Consider the following 16,974-nt stretch of genomic DNA (forward strand, 5'->3'; position numbering starts at 1 on the left):
TACCTCGGGGGATTAGCTCAGCTGGGAGAGCACCTGCTTTGCAAGCAGGGGGTCGTCGGTTCGATCCCGTCATCCTCCACCACCGCTTTTGTGGTTGGTAGATACAGCAAGGTTCATGACAGAGTATAGGGCACAGGCCAACAACGGTTGACCTGGCGTTAGATTCAACGAAGAGTGTTCTTTTACAAGAATGCTGCTCGTTGGGTTATACAACCCACGAATTGCTCTTTAACAATTAGGAAGAAGCACAACGAAGGTGTGTTGTCTAATAAACGCAAAGCGATTAGTCGCCTTGTGATGACAATACACGGGTTGTGATTGCAACAGAACAAATTATGTTCAACGAAAGTTCTCAAAAATATAGACGTTGTCTGATCTTCGGATTGGATAACAGCTAAGGATTGATGAACGGCAACAACGTATACTCATATTCCTATAACAGCATCAAGCGTTATAGGATCAAGCGAATAAGTGCATATGATGGATGCCTTGGCGATCACAGGCGATGAAGGACGCGGTAGCCTGCGAAAAGCTACGGGGAGCTGGCAAACAAGCTTTGATCCGTAGATGTCCGAATGGGGAAACCCACCGTAGTAATACGGTATCCCATGCTGAATACATAGGCATGTGGAGGCGAACCGAGTGAACTGAACCATCTCAGTAACTCGAGGAAAAGAAATCAACCGAGATTCCGGAAGTAGTGGCGAGCGAAACCGGACCAGCCTGGATGTTTTAGCGTATTGAATAGTCGAATGGAATGGAAAGTCCAGCCGTAGCAGGTGATAGCCCTGTAGGCGAAATTCAGTACGTGGAACTAAGCATCGAACAAGTAGGGCGGGACACGTGAAATCCTGTCTGAATATGGGGGGACCATCCTCCAAGGCTAAATACTCGTGATCGACCGATAGTGAACCAGTACCGTGAGGGAAAGGCGAAAAGAACCCCGGAAGGGGAGTGAAATAGATCCTGAAATCATATGCATACAAACAGTAGGAGCACCTTCGTGGTGTGACTGCGTACCTTTTGTATAATGGGTCAGCGACTTACATTCAGTGGCAAGCTTAACCGAATAGGGGAGGCGTAGCGAAAGCGAGTCCGAATAGGGCGATTCAGTCGCTGGGTGTAGACCCGAAACCAGGCGATCTATCCATGGCCAGGTTGAAGGCACGGTAACACGTGCTGGAGGACCGAACCCACTAATGTTGAAAAATTAGGGGATGAGCTGTGGATCGGAGTGAAAGGCTAAACAAGCCTGGAGATAGCTGGTTCTCTCCGAAAACTATTTAGGTAGTGCCTCGTATATTACTGCCGGGGGTAGAGCACTGTTATGGCTAGGGGGTCACAGCGACTTACCAACCCATGGCAAACTCCGAATACCGGCAAGTACAGTACGGGAGACAGAGCACCGGGTGCTAACGTCCGGACTCAAGAGGGAAACAACCCAGACCGCCAGCTAAGGTCCCTAACTATGGCTAAGTGGGAAACGAAGTGGGAAGGCATAGACAGTCAGGAGGTTGGCTTAGAAGCAGCCATCCTTTAAAGAAAGCGTAATAGCTCACTGATCGAGTCGTCCTGCGCGGAAGATGTAACGGGGCTAAGCCATAGACCGAAGCTGCGGATGTGTACTTTTAGTACACATGGTAGGAGAGCGTTCCGTAAGCCTGTGAAGGTGTTCCGTGAGGAATGCTGGAGGTATCGGAAGTGAGAATGCTGACATGAGTAGCGATAAAGGGGGTGAAAAGCCCCCTCGCCGTAAGTCCAAGGTTTCCTGCGCAACGTTCATCGGCGCAGGGTGAGTCGGCCCCTAAGGCGAGGCAGAGATGCGTAGCTGATGGGAAGCGGGTTAATATTCCCGCACCGTCGTAGAGTGCGATGGGGGGACGGATTGCAGAATGTTATCGGGGTGTTGGATGTCCCCGTTGGCGCATCATAGAAGGCACTTAGGCAAATCCGGGTGCGTAATTCAAGGGTGTGACTGGATAGAGCTTCGGCTCTAAACTAACTGGAAGCAGTTCCAAGAAAAGCCTCTAAGCTTCAGCTCTACGAGACCGTACCGCAAACCGACACAGGTGGACGGGATGAATATTCCAAGGCGCTTGAGAGAACTCAGGAGAAGGAACTCGGCAAATTAATACCGTAACTTCGGGAGAAGGTATGCCTCACTAGTGTGATGTGCCTGCGCACAAAGCATGAAGAGGCCGCAGTGAATCGGTGGCTGCGACTGTTTACTAAAAACACAGCACTCTGCAAACACGAAAGTGGACGTATAGGGTGTGACGCCTGCCCGGTGCCGGAAGGTTAAGTGATGGGGTGCAAGCTCTTGATCGAAGCCCCGGTAAACGGCGGCCGTAACTATAACGGTCCTAAGGTAGCGAAATTCCTTGTCGGGTAAGTTCCGACCTGCACGAATGGCGTAACGATGGCCACACTGTCTCCTCCTGAGACTCAGCGAAGTTGACATGGTTGTGATGATGCAATCTCCCCGCGGCTAGACGGAAAGACCCCATGAACCTTTACTGTAGCTTTGCATTGGATTGTGAACCGGCCTGTGTAGGATAGGTGGGAGGCATTGAAGCGTGATCGCCAGATTGCGTGGAGCCAACCTTGAAATACCACCCTGGTCTGTTTGCGGTTCTAACCTAGGTCCCTTATCGGGATCGGGGACCGTGCATGGTGGGCAGTTTGACTGGGGCGGTCTCCTCCTAAAGTGTAACGGAGGAGTTCGAAGGTACGCTAGAGACGGTCGGAAATCGTCTTGATAGTGCAATGGCATAAGCGTGCTTGACTGTGAGACTGACAAGTCGAACAGGTACGAAAGTAGGACATAGTGATCCGGTGGTTCTGTATGGAAGGGCCATCGCTCAACGGATAAAAGGTACTCTGGGGATAACAGGCTGATACCGCCCAAGAGTTCATATCGACGGCGGTGTTTGGCACCTCGATGTCGGCTCATCTCATCCTGGGGCTGTAGCCGGTCCCAAGGGTATGGCTGTTCGCCATTTAAAGAGGTACGTGAGCTGGGTTTAAAACGTCGTGAGACAGTTTGGTCCCTATCTGCCGTGGGCGTTGGATATTTGACGGAGCCTGCTCCTAGTACGAGAGGACCGGAGTGGACGTACCACTGGTGTATCGGTTGTCATGCCAATGGCATTGCCGAGTAGCTACGTACGGAAGAGATAACCGCTGAAGGCATCTAAGCGGGAAACTCGTCTGAAGATTAGATATCCCGGAGGCTTGACCTCCCTGTAGGGTCGTCCGAGACCAGGACGTTGATAGGCTGGGTGTGGAAGTGCAGTAATGCATGTAGCTAACCAGTACTAATTGCCCGTGTGGCTTGATCCTATAACCCTTGAGGTTGTAGTGAGTTAAGTTGTTGACCACAGAACGTAATATTGAAGTGCAGCGCAACCCGCGCTCGACACCTTCGCAAACACTTGCTGATTGATCCGTACTGATCACAGCAAGGTGCTTCTTCCAATTGGCTGGGGCGTCCCTTGAAAGACGACTCGGCAACCAGTTTACGCTTGACGACCATAGCGAGGTGGTCCCACACCTTCCCATCCCGAACAGGATTGTGAAACGCCTTTGCGCCGATGATAGTGGACGGACGTCTGTGAAAGTAGGTCATCGTCAAGCTCTTATTCCTCAAAACCCCCGCAAGCGACTCGCTTGCGGGGGTTTTGTTTTATGCGCGGCCAAATCGTAGAGGTGCCATCTGCTACCTGCAGGGTGGTAGCTCTGCCACTGTGCTCAGTCTGTAGTGCAGGTCCAAACCCCCTGGACCGATCAGGGCAGGCCCACGCCGCCTCTTCACGCCCGTTCTGGGCAGGATTATCTCCCATTACTACCCGATAGCCCCACTCTGCACCCTGCAGACCGCATCTCAACGCTCGTTCCGGGCAGGCTTATCCTCCCTTCTGTACAGTCCCTCCTCGCTCCTTCTATCTACATGGTGGTCGTTCGACTCTGACGTGCTTAGCGTTAGCTGCTGACGATCTTCAAATCTCAAATCTGTCAGCTAAGACTAGCGTAGCCATTACTCACATTGCTTTTGAGTAAGGCATCCACTCAACGGTAGCTTCACTCTTCCTTCATATCCCCTACCTCTAACATGGTCAAATTTGACCGCTTCTTGCTTGGATCTGTGCCTAAGTCATGCTGAACTGTCAGTTCTGACTCTCTTTTTACTTTCCCTTTTGCGTGCCTATTTATCCGTTTGACTTGTATCAATCAGGCGCCGAGCTAGTTTGCTCTGAAGGGTAGGGAGTGTGTCAGTCTAGCTATGGTTCTGTTTGCGTTCAGGGAATAAAAATGGTGGCTCATGACACTGCCGAGCAATCGGGCAATGAAGGTTTGGCGGATACGCGGCTGTTAGCCGGAGAAGGGCCTGGACGTTTGAAGCGCATCCAGGCGCAGTTAGCTCATTTACCCATATTCAAGGAGTTACCTCCGGAGCAGCTTGAGCCTATCGCTCAAGGGACTCAGGAGGTGCATGCTCTGCGGGGGACGACCTTGTTCCACAGTGGTGACCCTTGTCTGGGTTTTCACATGCTGGTCTATGGCCGGGTGAAGTTGGTGTTTGTGTCCTCCTCAGGCCTGGAGCGCGTTGTGCGTTTGGTAGGCCCTGGTGAAGGATTTGGTGAAGCGCTCATGTTTATGGGCCGCAACTATATTGTGACGGCTCAGACTTTGGTGGATTCTTTGCTATTGCACATCAACCGAGACACCTTGATGGAGCAGTTGGAGAAAGGGAGTGATGTAGCCCGCCTGATGCTGGCCGGACTTAGCGAGCGCTTGTATCGATTGATGGGGGAGCTGGAAGCCTACACCTTGCAAAATGGAGTGCAGCGCTTGGTCAGCTATTTATTGCAGGAATGGCCGGGGGAAGAGGGAACGCCTTTTAGGATAGACGTAGGCAAGTCTGTGATTGCGTCCCGCTTGAATCTGACCCCGGAACATTTGTCGCGGACCTTGCGCGACTTGATTGACCGGGGCCTGATTCGAGTTCAGCGTCGTAATTTCACGATTTTAGACAGTGCGGCTTTGCGTCAATATGGTGCTCTGCCTGATATGCGCGCATAGCAGACAGGCTCAGTCGATAACGCTGCCAGGCCGTCCAGAGATTCCAAGCCAAGATAGCAAAGGATAAAAGCAATGCAGGGGCGGCTATCCAGGCAAGAAACTCGATACCCAGGCTTGCCCCTGTCCAGACAAGAATGCTCAAGCTATGCAAGGCCCAATGTACCCGAGCTGTTGAAGCGGGGATGTAATTGGCGGTTTTGGGGATCAAACGCAGAAGAGCCCGGGTGTGCTCGGTATTGTCGGTATCCATGCTGACGTGTTCCTGCGCCTCGCGCCAGAGTAGAAATGGCACGATGGTATAGAGCATTCCACAGACTACTGAACCTAAAGCGCCCATGATAAGCAGAACCCCAATTGCCAGTTCACTATTCGAGCCCGAAGGGGTATGTGCCCAGAAATTCAGGATGACAGCCAGTAGCAGGCTGCTGAGCGAGCTATACCAGAATAGAGTGCTGGCTCCCTTTGTTGGGCGTTTTCGTTTCCAGAGTCGTGCCCAGCTAACAACGGCCCACAAGCCATAAGCCAGAAAAATCAGGTAAGTGACCAAGTCACGTACAGGCAGCCAGGACCCAGGCAATGGTGCTAGGGTCCATTGAGCAATCAGCAAGGCACCTATTCCCCACGGCAGCCAGCGTACCAAAGGCGCAGGATAGAGTTCGGTAATCTGAAAAATAGGCAGTAGCTGGAAAGACATGGCGATCAGTAGCAAGCCCGCCCAGGCCGCCAGCCCCATCATCATGTGCAGGTTCAACAGATTAGGGATGGCCTGGTCGGTGGCCAAGGCGATCAACATCGCCAGCCCTGTTGATACGGTTAGCAGCAGACCCAGCAGCGCAAGGCGTATCGGGGCCACAATTTCTTTGGCTCCTCGAAAAACATCACGTCGAGAACGCCACAAGGCCAGCATAACGGTCAGCAAATAGCCGCCCAGGGAAAGGACCAGACAAAGGCCTGCCAGCTTGTATGCCCAGCTTTGCCAACTGATAAAACCATTGATCAGCAAGAGCGTACCCGCGCTGAACAAGCTCCAGAAACTGAGAGCTCGGCGTCGGGAGACCTGGATGCGCACATTACAGGCAACCGCCAGAATATGGGCTAGTGATGCAAACATGGCGCTGCCCACGATGCCCAGAGTCCAGGCGTGAGTCAAGGCCAAAGTAGCGGGATGCCAGCGGGAGTTGAATAGTTCAGGACCGCTGTAGAAAGCCAGAGTGGCGGCCAGTAGTCCAAAAAAGGGGACGTTCGCAAACAGAGGCAGGGTCAGTGACAAAGAGGGGGACTGATCCAGCGATAAAGCGCGTTGCATAGACTTAGTTCCTGCGGATGATGAGCTGAAAGCCGTTTTCTAGCATGGTGCCCTGATAGGTGAAGCCACTGCGACGCAGGATGTCATACAGCGGATAGGGTTCTCTATCCAGCCACATGATCAAAGCTTGTTCCGACCCCAGCTCGGCCAGCGCTTCCATACAATGCTCCAAAGGCTCGGGCGCGGGTAAACCGCGAGTATCCAGCGTGATCTCGGTATGTGTCATCAGGGCTCCAGCACGAAAGGCTTGGCAGGCATTGTGGACCATTCCGTCTGCTTATGGTGAAGGCTAGATAGGACTTGTTTGCCGTCGGTCAGGAGGTGGGAAGAATTTGATATGCGTTAAGGCCCCTTAATTTCAGAGCAGGCATAGTGGTGGTCTTGTGGAGCCAGGACCCACCCTGGCCAGATTGCTGATCGGGGAGTGTCATGAATACAGCGTCCACGGCCTTAGCCGCGTCCGAAAGTCCGCAGATGGAGCTGGTCTGTCCAGCGGGCAGCTTGCCTGCCTTGAAAGCGGCGATAGATAACGGGGCCGATAGTGTCTATCTGGGATTTCGCGATGCGACCAATGCCCGGAACTTTGCCGGGCTTAATTTTGATGCCAAGGCGATTGCACAAGGGATTGATTACGCGCACCAGCGTGGCCGCAAGGTTTTGCTGGCGCTCAATACCTACCCGCAACCTAACGCCTGGCAACAGTGGCGCGAAGCGGTAGACCGGGCGGCCGAGGCCAAGGTGGATGCGGTCATTGTGGCGGATCCTGGCTTGATGGCCTATGCCAGTCAGCAGCACCCCAATTTGCGTCTGCACCTGTCGGTGCAGGGGTCTGCGACCAATCCGGAAGCGATCAAGTATTACCACGAGAATTTTGGCATCCAGCGTGTCGTGTTGCCGCGGGTGCTGTCCATGACTCAGGTCGAGCAGGTCTGCGAGCAAGTGCCGGTACAGGTCGAAGTCTTTGGTTTTGGCAGTTTGTGCGTAATGGTGGAAGGCCGTTGCGCCTTGTCTTCCTATGCCACCGGCGAGTCCCCAAATACACACGGTGTCTGTTCGCCTGCGGGGCATGTGCGCTGGGAGCAAACCGATCAGGGCCTGGAATCGCGCCTGAATGGGGTGTTGATTGACCGTTATCAGGACGGTGAAAACGCCGCCTATCCTACTTTGTGCAAAGGCCGTTTTGATGTGGCGGGTGAAAACTATTACGCCCTGGAAGAGCCCACCAGCTTGAATACCTTGTCCTTGCTGCCACAGCTTCTGGCGGCCGGTGTCAGCGCGATCAAGATTGAAGGTCGTCAGCGCAGCCCGGCGTATGTGGCTCAAGTTACCCAGGTTTGGCGTCAGGCAATTGATTCGGCCAAATCGACACCAGCCCGTTATTCAGTGCATCCGGCATGGATGGGGGCTTTGAATAAATTGGCCGAAGGGCAGCAACATACGCTGGGTGCCTATTCTCGGCCCTGGAAGTAGAGCATGGGAGGCTCAAACATGAAATTATCTTTAGGCCCCTTGCAGTACTACTGGTCGCGCGTCGCCACCCTGCAGTTTTATGAGTCGGCCTGCGATTGGCCGGTCGATGTGGTTTATCTGGGTGAAACCGTATGTTCGCGTCGCCACGAGTTACGCCTGGATGATTGGCTGGATATTGCTCAGATGTTGGCCCAGGCAGGCAAGGTGCCCGTCTTGTCCAGCCAGGTTTTGCTGGAATCGGGCCGAGACGTGAATACGCTGCGTAAAGTCACCGAGCAGGCGGATTATCTGGTCGAAGCCAACGATATGGGTGCGGTACGTTTGATGCAGGGCCGGGACTTTGTCGCCGGCCCTTTTTTGAATATTTATAACGGGCCAGTACTGGACCTGATTGCGTCTCAGGGTGCGCTGCGCTGGGTGATGCCCTTGGAAATGGGCCGCACAGGCTTGGCTCAGTTGCAGCAAGACAGGCCTGCTGGCTTGGAGACAGAGGTTTTTGCCTTTGGGCGCTTGCCTCTGGCTTTCTCGGCTCGCTGCTTTGCGGCTCGTAATCGTAATTTGCCCAAGGACAATTGCCAGTATGTATGCATGGACTATCCTGATGGGCTTTTGCTGGAAACCCGTGAAGGACAAGGCTTCTTGACCATCAATGGCATCCAGACCCAGTCTGCCTGGGTATATACCTTGCTGGAGCAAATACAGGATTTGCGCGAGCTGGGTGTGGATATGCTGCGCTTGAGCCCTCAGTCCCAACATATGGATGCCGTCGTGCATCTGTTCAAGGATGTAGCGCAGGGGCGCATCCAGGCTACTGACGCACACGAAGATTTACTGCCTTTGTTGCCCGCCAAAGCATGCAATGGTTTCTGGCATGGCCGCCCCGGTTTGGAATGGGTCGCGCCGGTGTCAGAGCGTTTTTAAGGGATGGATTCAGGTGTGAATGACATGACAAGCACTACTCCTCGTTTGCCTGCTGCGGTAGCGGGTGTTTTAAGCCGCTTGCCCCCTTGGCCCGGTTCGCGTTTGTTTTGTACGGGCTTGAATGTGCTGATGCGTCCACATTTACCGGCTGATATTGCGGAGCGGCTGGAAGGCCGGGCTTTACGCATACAAGTGGCAGACGCCGGTTTGGCGTTTGACTACACCTGGCGTCAAACGGCGTTTTACCCCTTGACGGCCAAAGCACAAAGCCCGGACCTGATCCTGAAAGCCGATCTGTGGGCTTTTTATCAGCTTTTACAGCGGCAAGAAGACCCAGACACCTTGTTCTTTAACCGGCGTCTGTCTATTGAAGGGGATACGGAGTTGGGGCTGATGGTCAAGAACACGCTGGATGCTCTTGATCCTGATATCTTGCATCCGCGTGCTGTGCTCAAGCAAGGGAAGGCCGCCTTGCAAGAAGTGCTGCGGCGCCCGATTCGAGCGCCTGCTTCGTAAAACGCCTCAGGAGCGCCGCACTTCAAAGTATGGGAATAGCTTCTGGAGATTCTGCAGAACATCCTCTCCTGGGTAGGCCTGTAAAGCCTGCCCAGTTTTGTTCAGGAAGTCGTCATTGCAGCCTTGTGTGCGGAAAATCTGTACGGCATAGCGCTGTACACCCAGCTCATGCAAATGTTGTCCCAAGGCCTGGACGGAAGCCGGGCTATGCAACTGTGGATGCAGGGTGCTGCGGCACTCAAACAGGACGTCTTCGTTCAGCAGTAATTGCAAACTGCGCAAGGGGGCAGCCGCGCTATTGCTGCGTTGAGTAATCGCATCGTACTGGCTGAATTCAGCTTTGATGTCCAAACCTATCCAGTCCACCCAGGGTAGAACTTCCAGCAATCTGGCCGGATGGGTTCCGGCGGTGTGTAAGCCAATCTTGAAACCTAGTCTGCGTACTGCCCTTATGGCGGAACCCAGGGCAGGGTCCAATGTGGGTTCACCGCCGCTAAATACCACGGCATCCAGCAGGCCGACACGACGATTCAAGAAGTCCAGCAAGTCGTTCCAATCAATGGCGCTGTTTGGGCTGCGTTCTTGCAGGTGAGGGTTATGACAATAGCCACAGCGCCACGGACAGCCTTGCACAAAAATCACCGCGGCCAGTTGGCCGGGGTAGTCTGTGGCCGAGAAAGGGGCGCATCCGCCTACTTTCAATCCCACTTTGTGGGCGGATGCGGCTGGATAAAGATGGCGTGTGGCGTGACTCATGATGCTTAGAGCTTGGGAACCGTGTTGTTCAAGGAAGCGCTGGCTTCGGTGAAGTAGCGTCGCTCATGAAACTCGCCTTGTTTGCCGATATTGAACGAGGACAAGGGGCGGTGATAGCCCATGACACGGGTCCAGATTTCGCAGGGTTGGCGTTCGGCATCGGTAAGGGTGATGGTGTCGGTATTCATAAAAAACTCCCTTGATAAAAAAGTGACCAGTCCGCGTGGGGCAAGAAGCGCTGGGTGACTGGCTGGGTGTGCCAAGAGGCAAGGTTCAGGGTCAGGCTGCCGCCATAGATGCTGCTGCCTTTTTATGTGCCAGCAATTCACTGTCGCAATGGGGGCAGAACTCATGTTTGCCAGACAAATAGCCGTGCGTGGGGCAGATCGAGAAGGTGGGGGTAACGGTGATGTAGGGTAAGGAAAAGCGGTTCAATGCTCGACGCACCAGATTGCGGCAGGCATCGGTGCTGGACAGTGATTCCGTCATGTACAGATGCAAGACCGTGCCGCCGGTGTACTTGCCTTGCAACTCGTCCTGCCGTTCCAGGGCTTCAAAAGGATCTTCGGTAAAGCCTACTGGCAGTTGCGACGAGTTGGTGTAGTAGGGCATGTGCTCGGTACCGGCTTGCAGAATGTCGGGCCAGCGGGCGCGATCTTCTTTGGCGAAGCGGTAGGTAGTGCCCTCGGCAGGCGTGGCTTCCAGGTTGTACAAGTGGCCGGTACTTTCCTGAAACTCCACCATGCGTTCCCGAATGTGATCCAGCAAACGCAGTGCAAAGCGGTGGCCCCACGGCGTGCACAGATTCTGCTTGTCCTGGGTAAAGTTGCGGATCATCTCGTTAATGCCGTTAACGCCCAGCGTGGAGAAGTGATTGCGCAAGGTGCCCAGGTAACGGCGTGTATAGGGAAACAGCCCTTGGTCCATATGCTGCTGGATGACTTTGCGTTTGATTTCCAGACTGTCGCGGCCCATTTCCAGCAATTCATCCAGACGTACAAATAGACCGGCCTCGTCGCCTTGATACAAATAGCCCAGGCGCGCGCAGTTCAGGGTGACGACGCCCAGGGAGCCGGTTTGCTCGGCCGAACCAAACAAGCCATTACCGCGTTTGAGCAGTTCACGCAGATCCAATTGCAAGCGGCAGCACATGGAGCGGATCATATTGGGCTCCAGTTCAGAGTTAATGAAGTTCTGAAAGTAGGGCAGCCCGTATTTGGCCGTCATGGCAAACAGGCGTTCGGCATTGGCGCTATGCCAGTCAAAATCGCGGGTGATGTTGTAGGTAGGGATAGGGAAGGTAAAGGCGCGGCCACGGGCATCCCCTTCGCTCATGATCTCGATGTAGGCACGGTTGATCATGTCCATCTCGATTTGCAGGTCGCCGTAGCAGAACGGCATTTCCTTGCCGCCGATTTGCGGGACTTGCTGGCGTAAATCTTCGGGGCAGACCCAATCAAAAGTCAGATTGGTAAAGGGCGTTTGTGTGCCCCAGCGTGAAGGCACATTCAGGTTGTAGATCAGCTCCTGCATGCATTGACGCACTTGCGTGTAGTTCAAGGTGTCTTTGCGTACGTAGGGCGCCATATAGGTATCAAAAGAGCTGAAGGCTTGAGCGCCCGCCCATTCATTTTGCAAGGTGCCCAGGAAATTGACGACCTGTCCCACGGCGCTGCTCAGGTGCTGGGGTGGGCCTGATTCGATTTTGCCCGGCACGCCGTTCAGCCCTTCATTCAAGAAGGTGCGCAAGGACCAGCCTGCGCAGTAGCCAGAAAGCATGTCCAGATCATGGATATGCAGATCGGCCTGACGGTGCGCCTGGCCGATGGCTTCGGGGTAAACATGGCTGAGCCAATAGTTGGCAATCATCTTGCCCGAGCTATTGAGAATCAAGCCACCCAATGAGTAGCCCTGGTTGGCATTGGCCTGTACGCGCCAGTCCTGGCGGTCCAGATACTCCGCGATGGAACGAATGATGTCGAGCTGAGCAGCCGGACGCTGTGTGGTTTCCTGGGTAGCCATGTTTTTCACCAAAACCTATATATAGTGATTTTTAGGATTCGAGACACTATATATGGTGGTTTTTGATGAGGCTAGACGATTGTCGCCTAGGCTTGATCTAGGTTAATTCCGTGTTCATAGCCATACATTCGATGGTCTTGCCGGGGAGAGGCTTTACGACGTTGGCTAGCCGTATTGCTCTGATTTGGAGAGTTTGTGGAGGTGAGAAGGTCGTGTGCTCAAGCGCAAATATGGAGCTTATGGCGATGTTGTGGAAGCAAGCTGCTTAGGTGGGTGAGGGCGCATACATAGCGCTAGAACAGACTCTTTTTCAGGCTGGATAGCGTATCAGCGTGCTTCGGTGATAAGCGACGTGCTTATCAGTGAGTGTGTACCGCATCTTTCTTGGGGACGTAGCAATACGCCGCTGACTTTTCACTGGCCAGCGGGTATTTCTTGTGTAGTGGATAGCGGGTTTAGTGGCTAAACCGTGCTTGTAGCGCCGTACGCAATGCTTGCTGATACTCGCCAAGCTGTTCAAGCAGGCGCTCTTCGTGGGAAGCCCAGCGTTGTTTTTGTTCAGCAGTGCGCTCGGGGGCGGGTGACCAGGCGGAGTCTGGGAAGAAGGGGTCTTCCTTCCAGCGCGGGATGATGTGCCAGTGCAGATGCGGCACCTGATTCCCGAATTGAGCCAGATTGATCTTGGTGGTGCCCAACTGTTCGCGTTGGGTTTGCTCGACCACGTAGACTGCCGCCATGATGTGCTGCCGCTGTTCTTCAGGCAGATCGGTCATTTCAGCCACGTGATCGTGCCAGATAATCCGCGTATAGCCGGGAAATGGGCTGTCTGTAACGGCCAAGACCTGTATGCCTGCGCCTGACCACAGTAACTGCTCGGGCTTCAAGGCGCACAGGGGGCAAGCGTTGGTGCTCATGCAGGCTGGCCGAAGAACAGGTTTTGCAGGGCCACGCCAGGATCAGGTTCGCGCATGAACGCTTCGCCTACCAGGAAAGCCTGGACCTGGTTTTCACGCATCAGGGCGACGTCTTCAATGGTGTGAATACCGCTTTCGGTGACAACCCGTTTTTCGCTGGGGATGAAGGGCAGCAGATCCAGGGTGTTCTGGGTGCTGGTTTCAAAGGTACGCAGATTGCGGTTATTGATGCCCAACAGGCTGGTTTTCATCTGCAAGGCAATATCCAGCTCGGCGCGGTCATGCACCTCGACCAAGACGTCCATGCCCAGCTCGTGGGCCATGTCTTCGTATTCCATCAGTTGGTCCTGCTCCAGTGCGGCGACGATCAGCAAGATGCAGTCGGCACCCATGGCACGGGCATGGATGATTTGATAGGGGTCGATGATGAAATCTTTGCGCAGCACAGGCAGTGCGCAAACGGCACGGGCCTGGCGCAAGTGGTCGTAGGAACCTTGGAAATACTGAATATCCGTCAACACGGACAAGCAGGCTGCACCGTGTGCAGCGTAGCTGGAGGCAATTTCAGTCGGGTTGAAGTCGGCGCGGATCACACCCTTGGAAGGGGAGGCCTTTTTGACTTCCGCAATAATGGCGGGCTTGCCCTGAGCAATCTTGTCTTCAATCGCGCTGGCAAAGCCGCGCAGGTCGTTCCGGTTCTTCGCTTCGCGCAGCAGATCGGACTCGCTGCGCAGTTGGCGGGCGGTAACGACTTCAGCTCTTTTGGTGTCGAGGATCTTGGCCAGAATGTCGTTCATGGGTTTAACTTCCTTGTATAAGCGCGGAATTGTTCGAGTTTTTCGCGTGCGGCACCGTTGGCAATGGCTTCAAACGCCATGCGCAGGCCTTGTTCAATGGAGTCGGCGTGGTTGGCAGCATAGATGGCCAAACCAGCATTGAGGCCAACAATATCACGAGCCGTACCCTCTTGGTTATTGAGGGCTTCCATAATCATCACCGCGGATTCCTCTTTGCTGGTGACGCGAATACTGCGGTTCGAGGTCATGGCCATCCCAAAGTCTTCAGGGTGAATTTCGTATTCACGTACCTGGCCGTCTTTCAGTTCGCCTACCAGGGTGGCAGCACCCAGAGAGGCTTCATCCATGCCGTCCTTGCCGTGCACGATCAGCACGTGCTTGGCACCCAGGCGTTGCATCACACGAACCTGAATCCCGACCAAGTCAGCGTGGAATACGCCCATCAATTGGTTGGTTGCCCCGGCCGGGTTGGTCAGCGGGCCCAGAATATTGAAAATGGTACGCACGCCCAGCTCTTTACGAACGGCCGCCACGTTTTTCATGGCTCCGTGGTGAGCGGGGGCGAACATGAAGCCGATATTAGTTTCGGCAATGCTTTGTGCCACTTGCTCGGGTGAGAAGGTCAGGTTGACGCCCAATGCTTCCAGCACGTCTGCACTGCCGGACGAGGAAGAAGCACTGCGGTTGCCGTGTTTGGCCACTTTCACACCGACCGAGGCGGCTACAAACATGGCGGCGGTGGAGATATTGAAGGTATTGGAGCCGTCGCCACCTGTACCGCACATATCCAGCAGCTCGTCTGGGTTGGGGGTAATAACCGGCGTAGCAAATTCGCGCATCACCTGGGCGGCAGCAGAAATTTCACCCACGCTTTCTTTTTTGACCCGCAGGCCCATCAGCAAGGCAGCCGCAATTTGCGGCGACATTTCGCCACGCATCAGCATGCGCATCAGATGCAGCATTTCGTCGTGGAAGATTTCCCGGTGTTCGATACAGCGCACCAGTGCTTCGGTAGGAGTGATGGTGTTCATGATATTAAAGATCCAGAAAGTTCTTCAGTAAGGCGTGGCCATGCTCGCTTAGCACCGATTCGGGGTGAAACTGCACGCCATAGATAGGCAGTTCGCGGTGACGGACACCCATGATTTCGCCGTCTTCAGTTTGCGCGGTCACTTCCAGGCAGTCGGGCAGGCTGTCGCGCTCGATGGCCAGGGAGTGGTAGCGGGTGACGTTAAAGGGCGAGGGCAAGTTGCTGAAGACGTCTGTGCCCTGATGGGTAATAGGGGAGACTTTCCCATGCATGATTTGTTGCGCACGGATAATGCGCGCACCAAAAGCATGCCCGATGGCTTGATGACCCAGGCAGACGCCCAGAATCGGCAGCTTGCCCGCAAAGTGCTGGATCAGTGCAACCGACAGACCCGCGTCCGCTGGGGATTTGGGGCCGGGCGACACGCACAGATGGCTGGGATTCAGGGCTTCAATTTCTTCAAGCGTGACTTGATCGTTGCGTCGTACCACTACCTCCTGGCCCAGTTCTCCGAAGTACTGGACCAAGTTGTAGGTAAAGGAGTCATAGTTATCGAGCATGAACAGCATGGGAATACTCCGGCAAAAAAGGGATGGCAGTCAGGCGATTAGATGGGTTCGTCCAGACCGAATTGCACTTGTTCGGCAGCGCGGATGACGGCGCGTGCCTTGGCTTCGGTCTCTTGCCATTCTTTTTCAGGATCGGAGTCGGCCACGATACCGGCAGCGGCTTGCACATACAGCATGCCGTCCTTGATGACGCCGGTGCGAATGGCAATAGCCAGGTCCATTTCGCCCGAGTAGCTCAGGTAACCAGCAGCACCACCGTAAACACCACGGCGTACGGGCTCCAGTTCATCAATCACTTCCATTGCACGCACTTTTGGGGCACCGGTCAGGGTGCCGGCGGGGAAGGAGGCGCGCAGCACGTCCATCTGGCTCATGCCGTCTTGCAGTTCACCGCAGACATTGGAGACCAGGTGCTGGACATGCGAGTAGCGTTCAATCGCCATGGTGTCCGTGACTTGTACCGTGCCGGTTTTGGCGATGCGGCCAATGTCGTTGCGGGCCAGGTCGATCAGCATCAGGTGTTCGGCGCGTTCTTTGGGATCGGACTTCAGCTCGGCGGCCAGGGCAGCATCGGCTTCAGGCGTGGCACCGCGCTTGCGGGTGCCAGCCAGTGGGCGAATGGTGACGCGTTCCATGTTGCGGCCATCCTGACGGTGTTCTTCCTGACGCACCAGAATTTCTGGCGATGCACCCACGACCTGGAAGTCATCGAAGTTCCAGAAGTACATGTAGGGCGATGGGTTCAGCGAACGTAGGGCGCGGTACAGGGACAGGGGCGAGTCGCGGAAAGGCTTGGTGATGACCTGGCCGATCTGTACCTGCATCAGATCACCGGCAGCAATGTAGTCTTTGGCGCGGCCTACGGCCTTCAAGTAATCCTCTTTGTCGAAGTCGCGCTCGCATTCGGTTTGCATGCTGGCGTAGGCGTAAGGGATCACGACTGGTGAGCGCAGTTTTTCGCGCAGCTCTTTCAGGCGGCGTTTGGCCAGTACGTAGGCTTCGGGCTGGGCGGGGTCGGCGTAGACCAGCAGGTAGGTGCGACCAGCCAGATTGTCCACAATCACCAGCTCATCAATTTGCAGCAGCATGATGTCGGGCACGCCCTCTTCCTGATCAGCCGGGAAGGGTTTGCGGTTCATGCCCAGAGACGGTTCGATGTGGCGCACGGTGTCGTAGCCGAAGTATCCGGCCAGACCACCTGCAAAGCGGGGCAGGCCAGGACGCAAGGCGACTTTGAAGCGTGCCTGGAATTGTTCGATGAACTCCAGCGGATCGCCTTCGACGGTCTCGACAGTCTTGCCATCGTGCAGCACTTGGGTATGACGGCCGTAGCTGCGGATCACTGTGCGGGCAGGCAGGCCAATAAAGGAGTAGCGACCGAACTGTTCGCCGCCCACAACCGATTCCATCAGGCAGCTGTAACGTCCACCTTCGGGGCCGTTGTGTGCCAGTTTCAGATAAATCGACAGGGGCGTATCCAGGTCGGCATAGGTTTCCGCAATCAGGGGAATGCGGTTAAAGCCTTCTGCTGCTAGGGCATTGAATTCTATTTCTGTCATTGCGATCTCGAGGGTCAGTGGGTACGACGAGC

General features: G+C 54.8%; 14 protein-coding genes, 1 tRNA gene and 2 rRNA genes. 7 read left to right on the forward strand and 10 right to left on the reverse strand.

The window, feature by feature from the left end:
- The first annotated feature begins 6 nt into the window (after window positions 1–6).
- From JYG33_RS14875 to JYG33_RS14890, 4 genes are all read left to right on the forward strand, one after another.
- Window positions 7–82 (forward strand) — tRNA-Ala (locus JYG33_RS14875).
- A 375-nt stretch (window positions 83–457) separates the two neighbouring features.
- Window positions 458–3,342: ribosomal RNA gene (locus JYG33_RS14880) — 23S ribosomal RNA — on the forward strand.
- A 181-nt stretch (window positions 3,343–3,523) separates the two neighbouring features.
- A 5S ribosomal RNA gene (rrf, locus tag JYG33_RS14885) occupies window positions 3,524–3,636 on the forward strand.
- A 675-nt stretch (window positions 3,637–4,311) separates the two neighbouring features.
- Window positions 4,312–5,082: a Crp/Fnr family transcriptional regulator gene (locus tag JYG33_RS14890; protein ID WP_243430188.1), complete on the forward strand. Its 771-nt coding sequence runs from the start codon at window positions 4,312–4,314 to the stop codon at window positions 5,080–5,082.
- Here the strand turns inward: JYG33_RS14890 and JYG33_RS18685 are convergent.
- Complete coding sequence (locus JYG33_RS18685; protein WP_243430189.1) at window positions 5,021–6,388, reverse strand: hypothetical protein; 1,368 nt, start codon at window positions 6,386–6,388, stop codon at window positions 5,021–5,023. The two genes, JYG33_RS14890 and JYG33_RS18685, sit on opposite strands and share 62 nt — an antisense overlap.
- A 4-nt stretch (window positions 6,389–6,392) precedes the next feature.
- Entirely contained in the window at window positions 6,393–6,614 is a 222-nt protein-coding gene (locus tag JYG33_RS14900) for a DUF2249 domain-containing protein (protein WP_243430190.1), read from the reverse strand.
- A gap of 203 nt (window positions 6,615–6,817) precedes the next feature.
- On the opposite strand from JYG33_RS14900, the gene JYG33_RS14905 reads away from it, so the two are divergent.
- Genes JYG33_RS14905 through JYG33_RS14915 form a run of 3 tightly spaced genes read left to right on the forward strand, consistent with a single transcriptional unit; the run spans window position 6,818 to window position 9,295 of the window.
- A complete protein-coding gene (locus tag JYG33_RS14905) occupies window positions 6,818–7,858 on the forward strand; it encodes a peptidase U32 family protein (RefSeq protein ID WP_207872971.1) in 1,041 nt (346 codons plus the stop codon).
- Between the two features lie 18 nt (window positions 7,859–7,876).
- Window positions 7,877–8,779, forward strand: coding sequence for a U32 family peptidase (locus tag JYG33_RS14910; protein ID WP_207872972.1), 903 nt, complete (start codon window positions 7,877–7,879; stop codon window positions 8,777–8,779).
- Between the two features lie 24 nt (window positions 8,780–8,803).
- On the forward strand, window positions 8,804–9,295 hold the full coding sequence (locus tag JYG33_RS14915) for an SCP2 sterol-binding domain-containing protein (RefSeq protein WP_222667959.1): 492 nt from the start codon (window positions 8,804–8,806) through the stop codon (window positions 9,293–9,295).
- Between the two features lie 6 nt (window positions 9,296–9,301).
- On the opposite strand, the gene JYG33_RS14920 is transcribed toward JYG33_RS14915, so the two are convergent.
- The 8 genes from JYG33_RS14920 to trpE form a co-directional block, all read right to left on the reverse strand.
- Entirely contained in the window at window positions 9,302–10,051 is a 750-nt protein-coding gene (locus tag JYG33_RS14920; RefSeq protein WP_207872973.1) for an anaerobic ribonucleoside-triphosphate reductase activating protein, read from the reverse strand.
- A 5-nt stretch (window positions 10,052–10,056) separates the two neighbouring features.
- The gene (nrdD, locus tag JYG33_RS14925) at window positions 10,057–10,239 is read right to left on the reverse strand and encodes an anaerobic ribonucleoside-triphosphate reductase (protein ID WP_207872974.1); all 183 of its coding nucleotides are present in this window, start codon (window positions 10,237–10,239) and stop codon (window positions 10,057–10,059) included.
- A gap of 91 nt (window positions 10,240–10,330) precedes the next feature.
- Window positions 10,331–12,073 (reverse strand): ribonucleoside triphosphate reductase, encoded by a 1,743-nt coding sequence (locus tag JYG33_RS14930; RefSeq protein ID WP_207872975.1) that lies wholly within the window; start codon window positions 12,071–12,073, stop codon window positions 10,331–10,333.
- 455 nt (window positions 12,074–12,528) lie between these two features.
- Window positions 12,529–12,987, reverse strand: a complete 459-nt coding sequence (locus JYG33_RS14935; RefSeq protein WP_207872976.1) for an HIT family protein — start codon at window positions 12,985–12,987, stop codon at window positions 12,529–12,531.
- Window positions 12,984–13,784 carry an indole-3-glycerol phosphate synthase TrpC gene (gene trpC / locus JYG33_RS14940; RefSeq protein ID WP_207872977.1) on the reverse strand — a complete coding sequence of 267 codons (801 nt, stop codon included), beginning with the start codon at window positions 13,782–13,784 and terminating at the stop codon, window positions 12,984–12,986. The genes JYG33_RS14935 and trpC overlap by 4 nt, the downstream gene beginning before the upstream one ends.
- Window positions 13,781–14,815: an anthranilate phosphoribosyltransferase gene (gene trpD, locus JYG33_RS14945; protein WP_207872978.1), complete on the reverse strand. Its 1,035-nt coding sequence runs from the start codon at window positions 14,813–14,815 to the stop codon at window positions 13,781–13,783. Before trpD ends, trpC begins: the two co-directional genes overlap by 4 nt.
- A 4-nt stretch (window positions 14,816–14,819) precedes the next feature.
- Complete coding sequence (locus JYG33_RS14950) at window positions 14,820–15,383, reverse strand: aminodeoxychorismate/anthranilate synthase component II (protein ID WP_021447083.1); 564 nt, start codon at window positions 15,381–15,383, stop codon at window positions 14,820–14,822.
- Window positions 15,384–15,421: 38 nt separating this feature from the next.
- On the reverse strand, window positions 15,422–16,942 hold the full coding sequence (trpE, locus tag JYG33_RS14955) for an anthranilate synthase component I (protein WP_207872979.1): 1,521 nt from the start codon (window positions 16,940–16,942) through the stop codon (window positions 15,422–15,424).
- Window positions 16,943–16,974 lie beyond the last annotated feature (32 nt).

Source organism: Alcaligenes sp. SORT26, from assembly GCF_017377875.1.
In the GTDB taxonomy this organism is placed as follows: domain Bacteria; phylum Pseudomonadota; class Gammaproteobacteria; order Burkholderiales; family Burkholderiaceae_B; genus Alcaligenes; species Alcaligenes parafaecalis.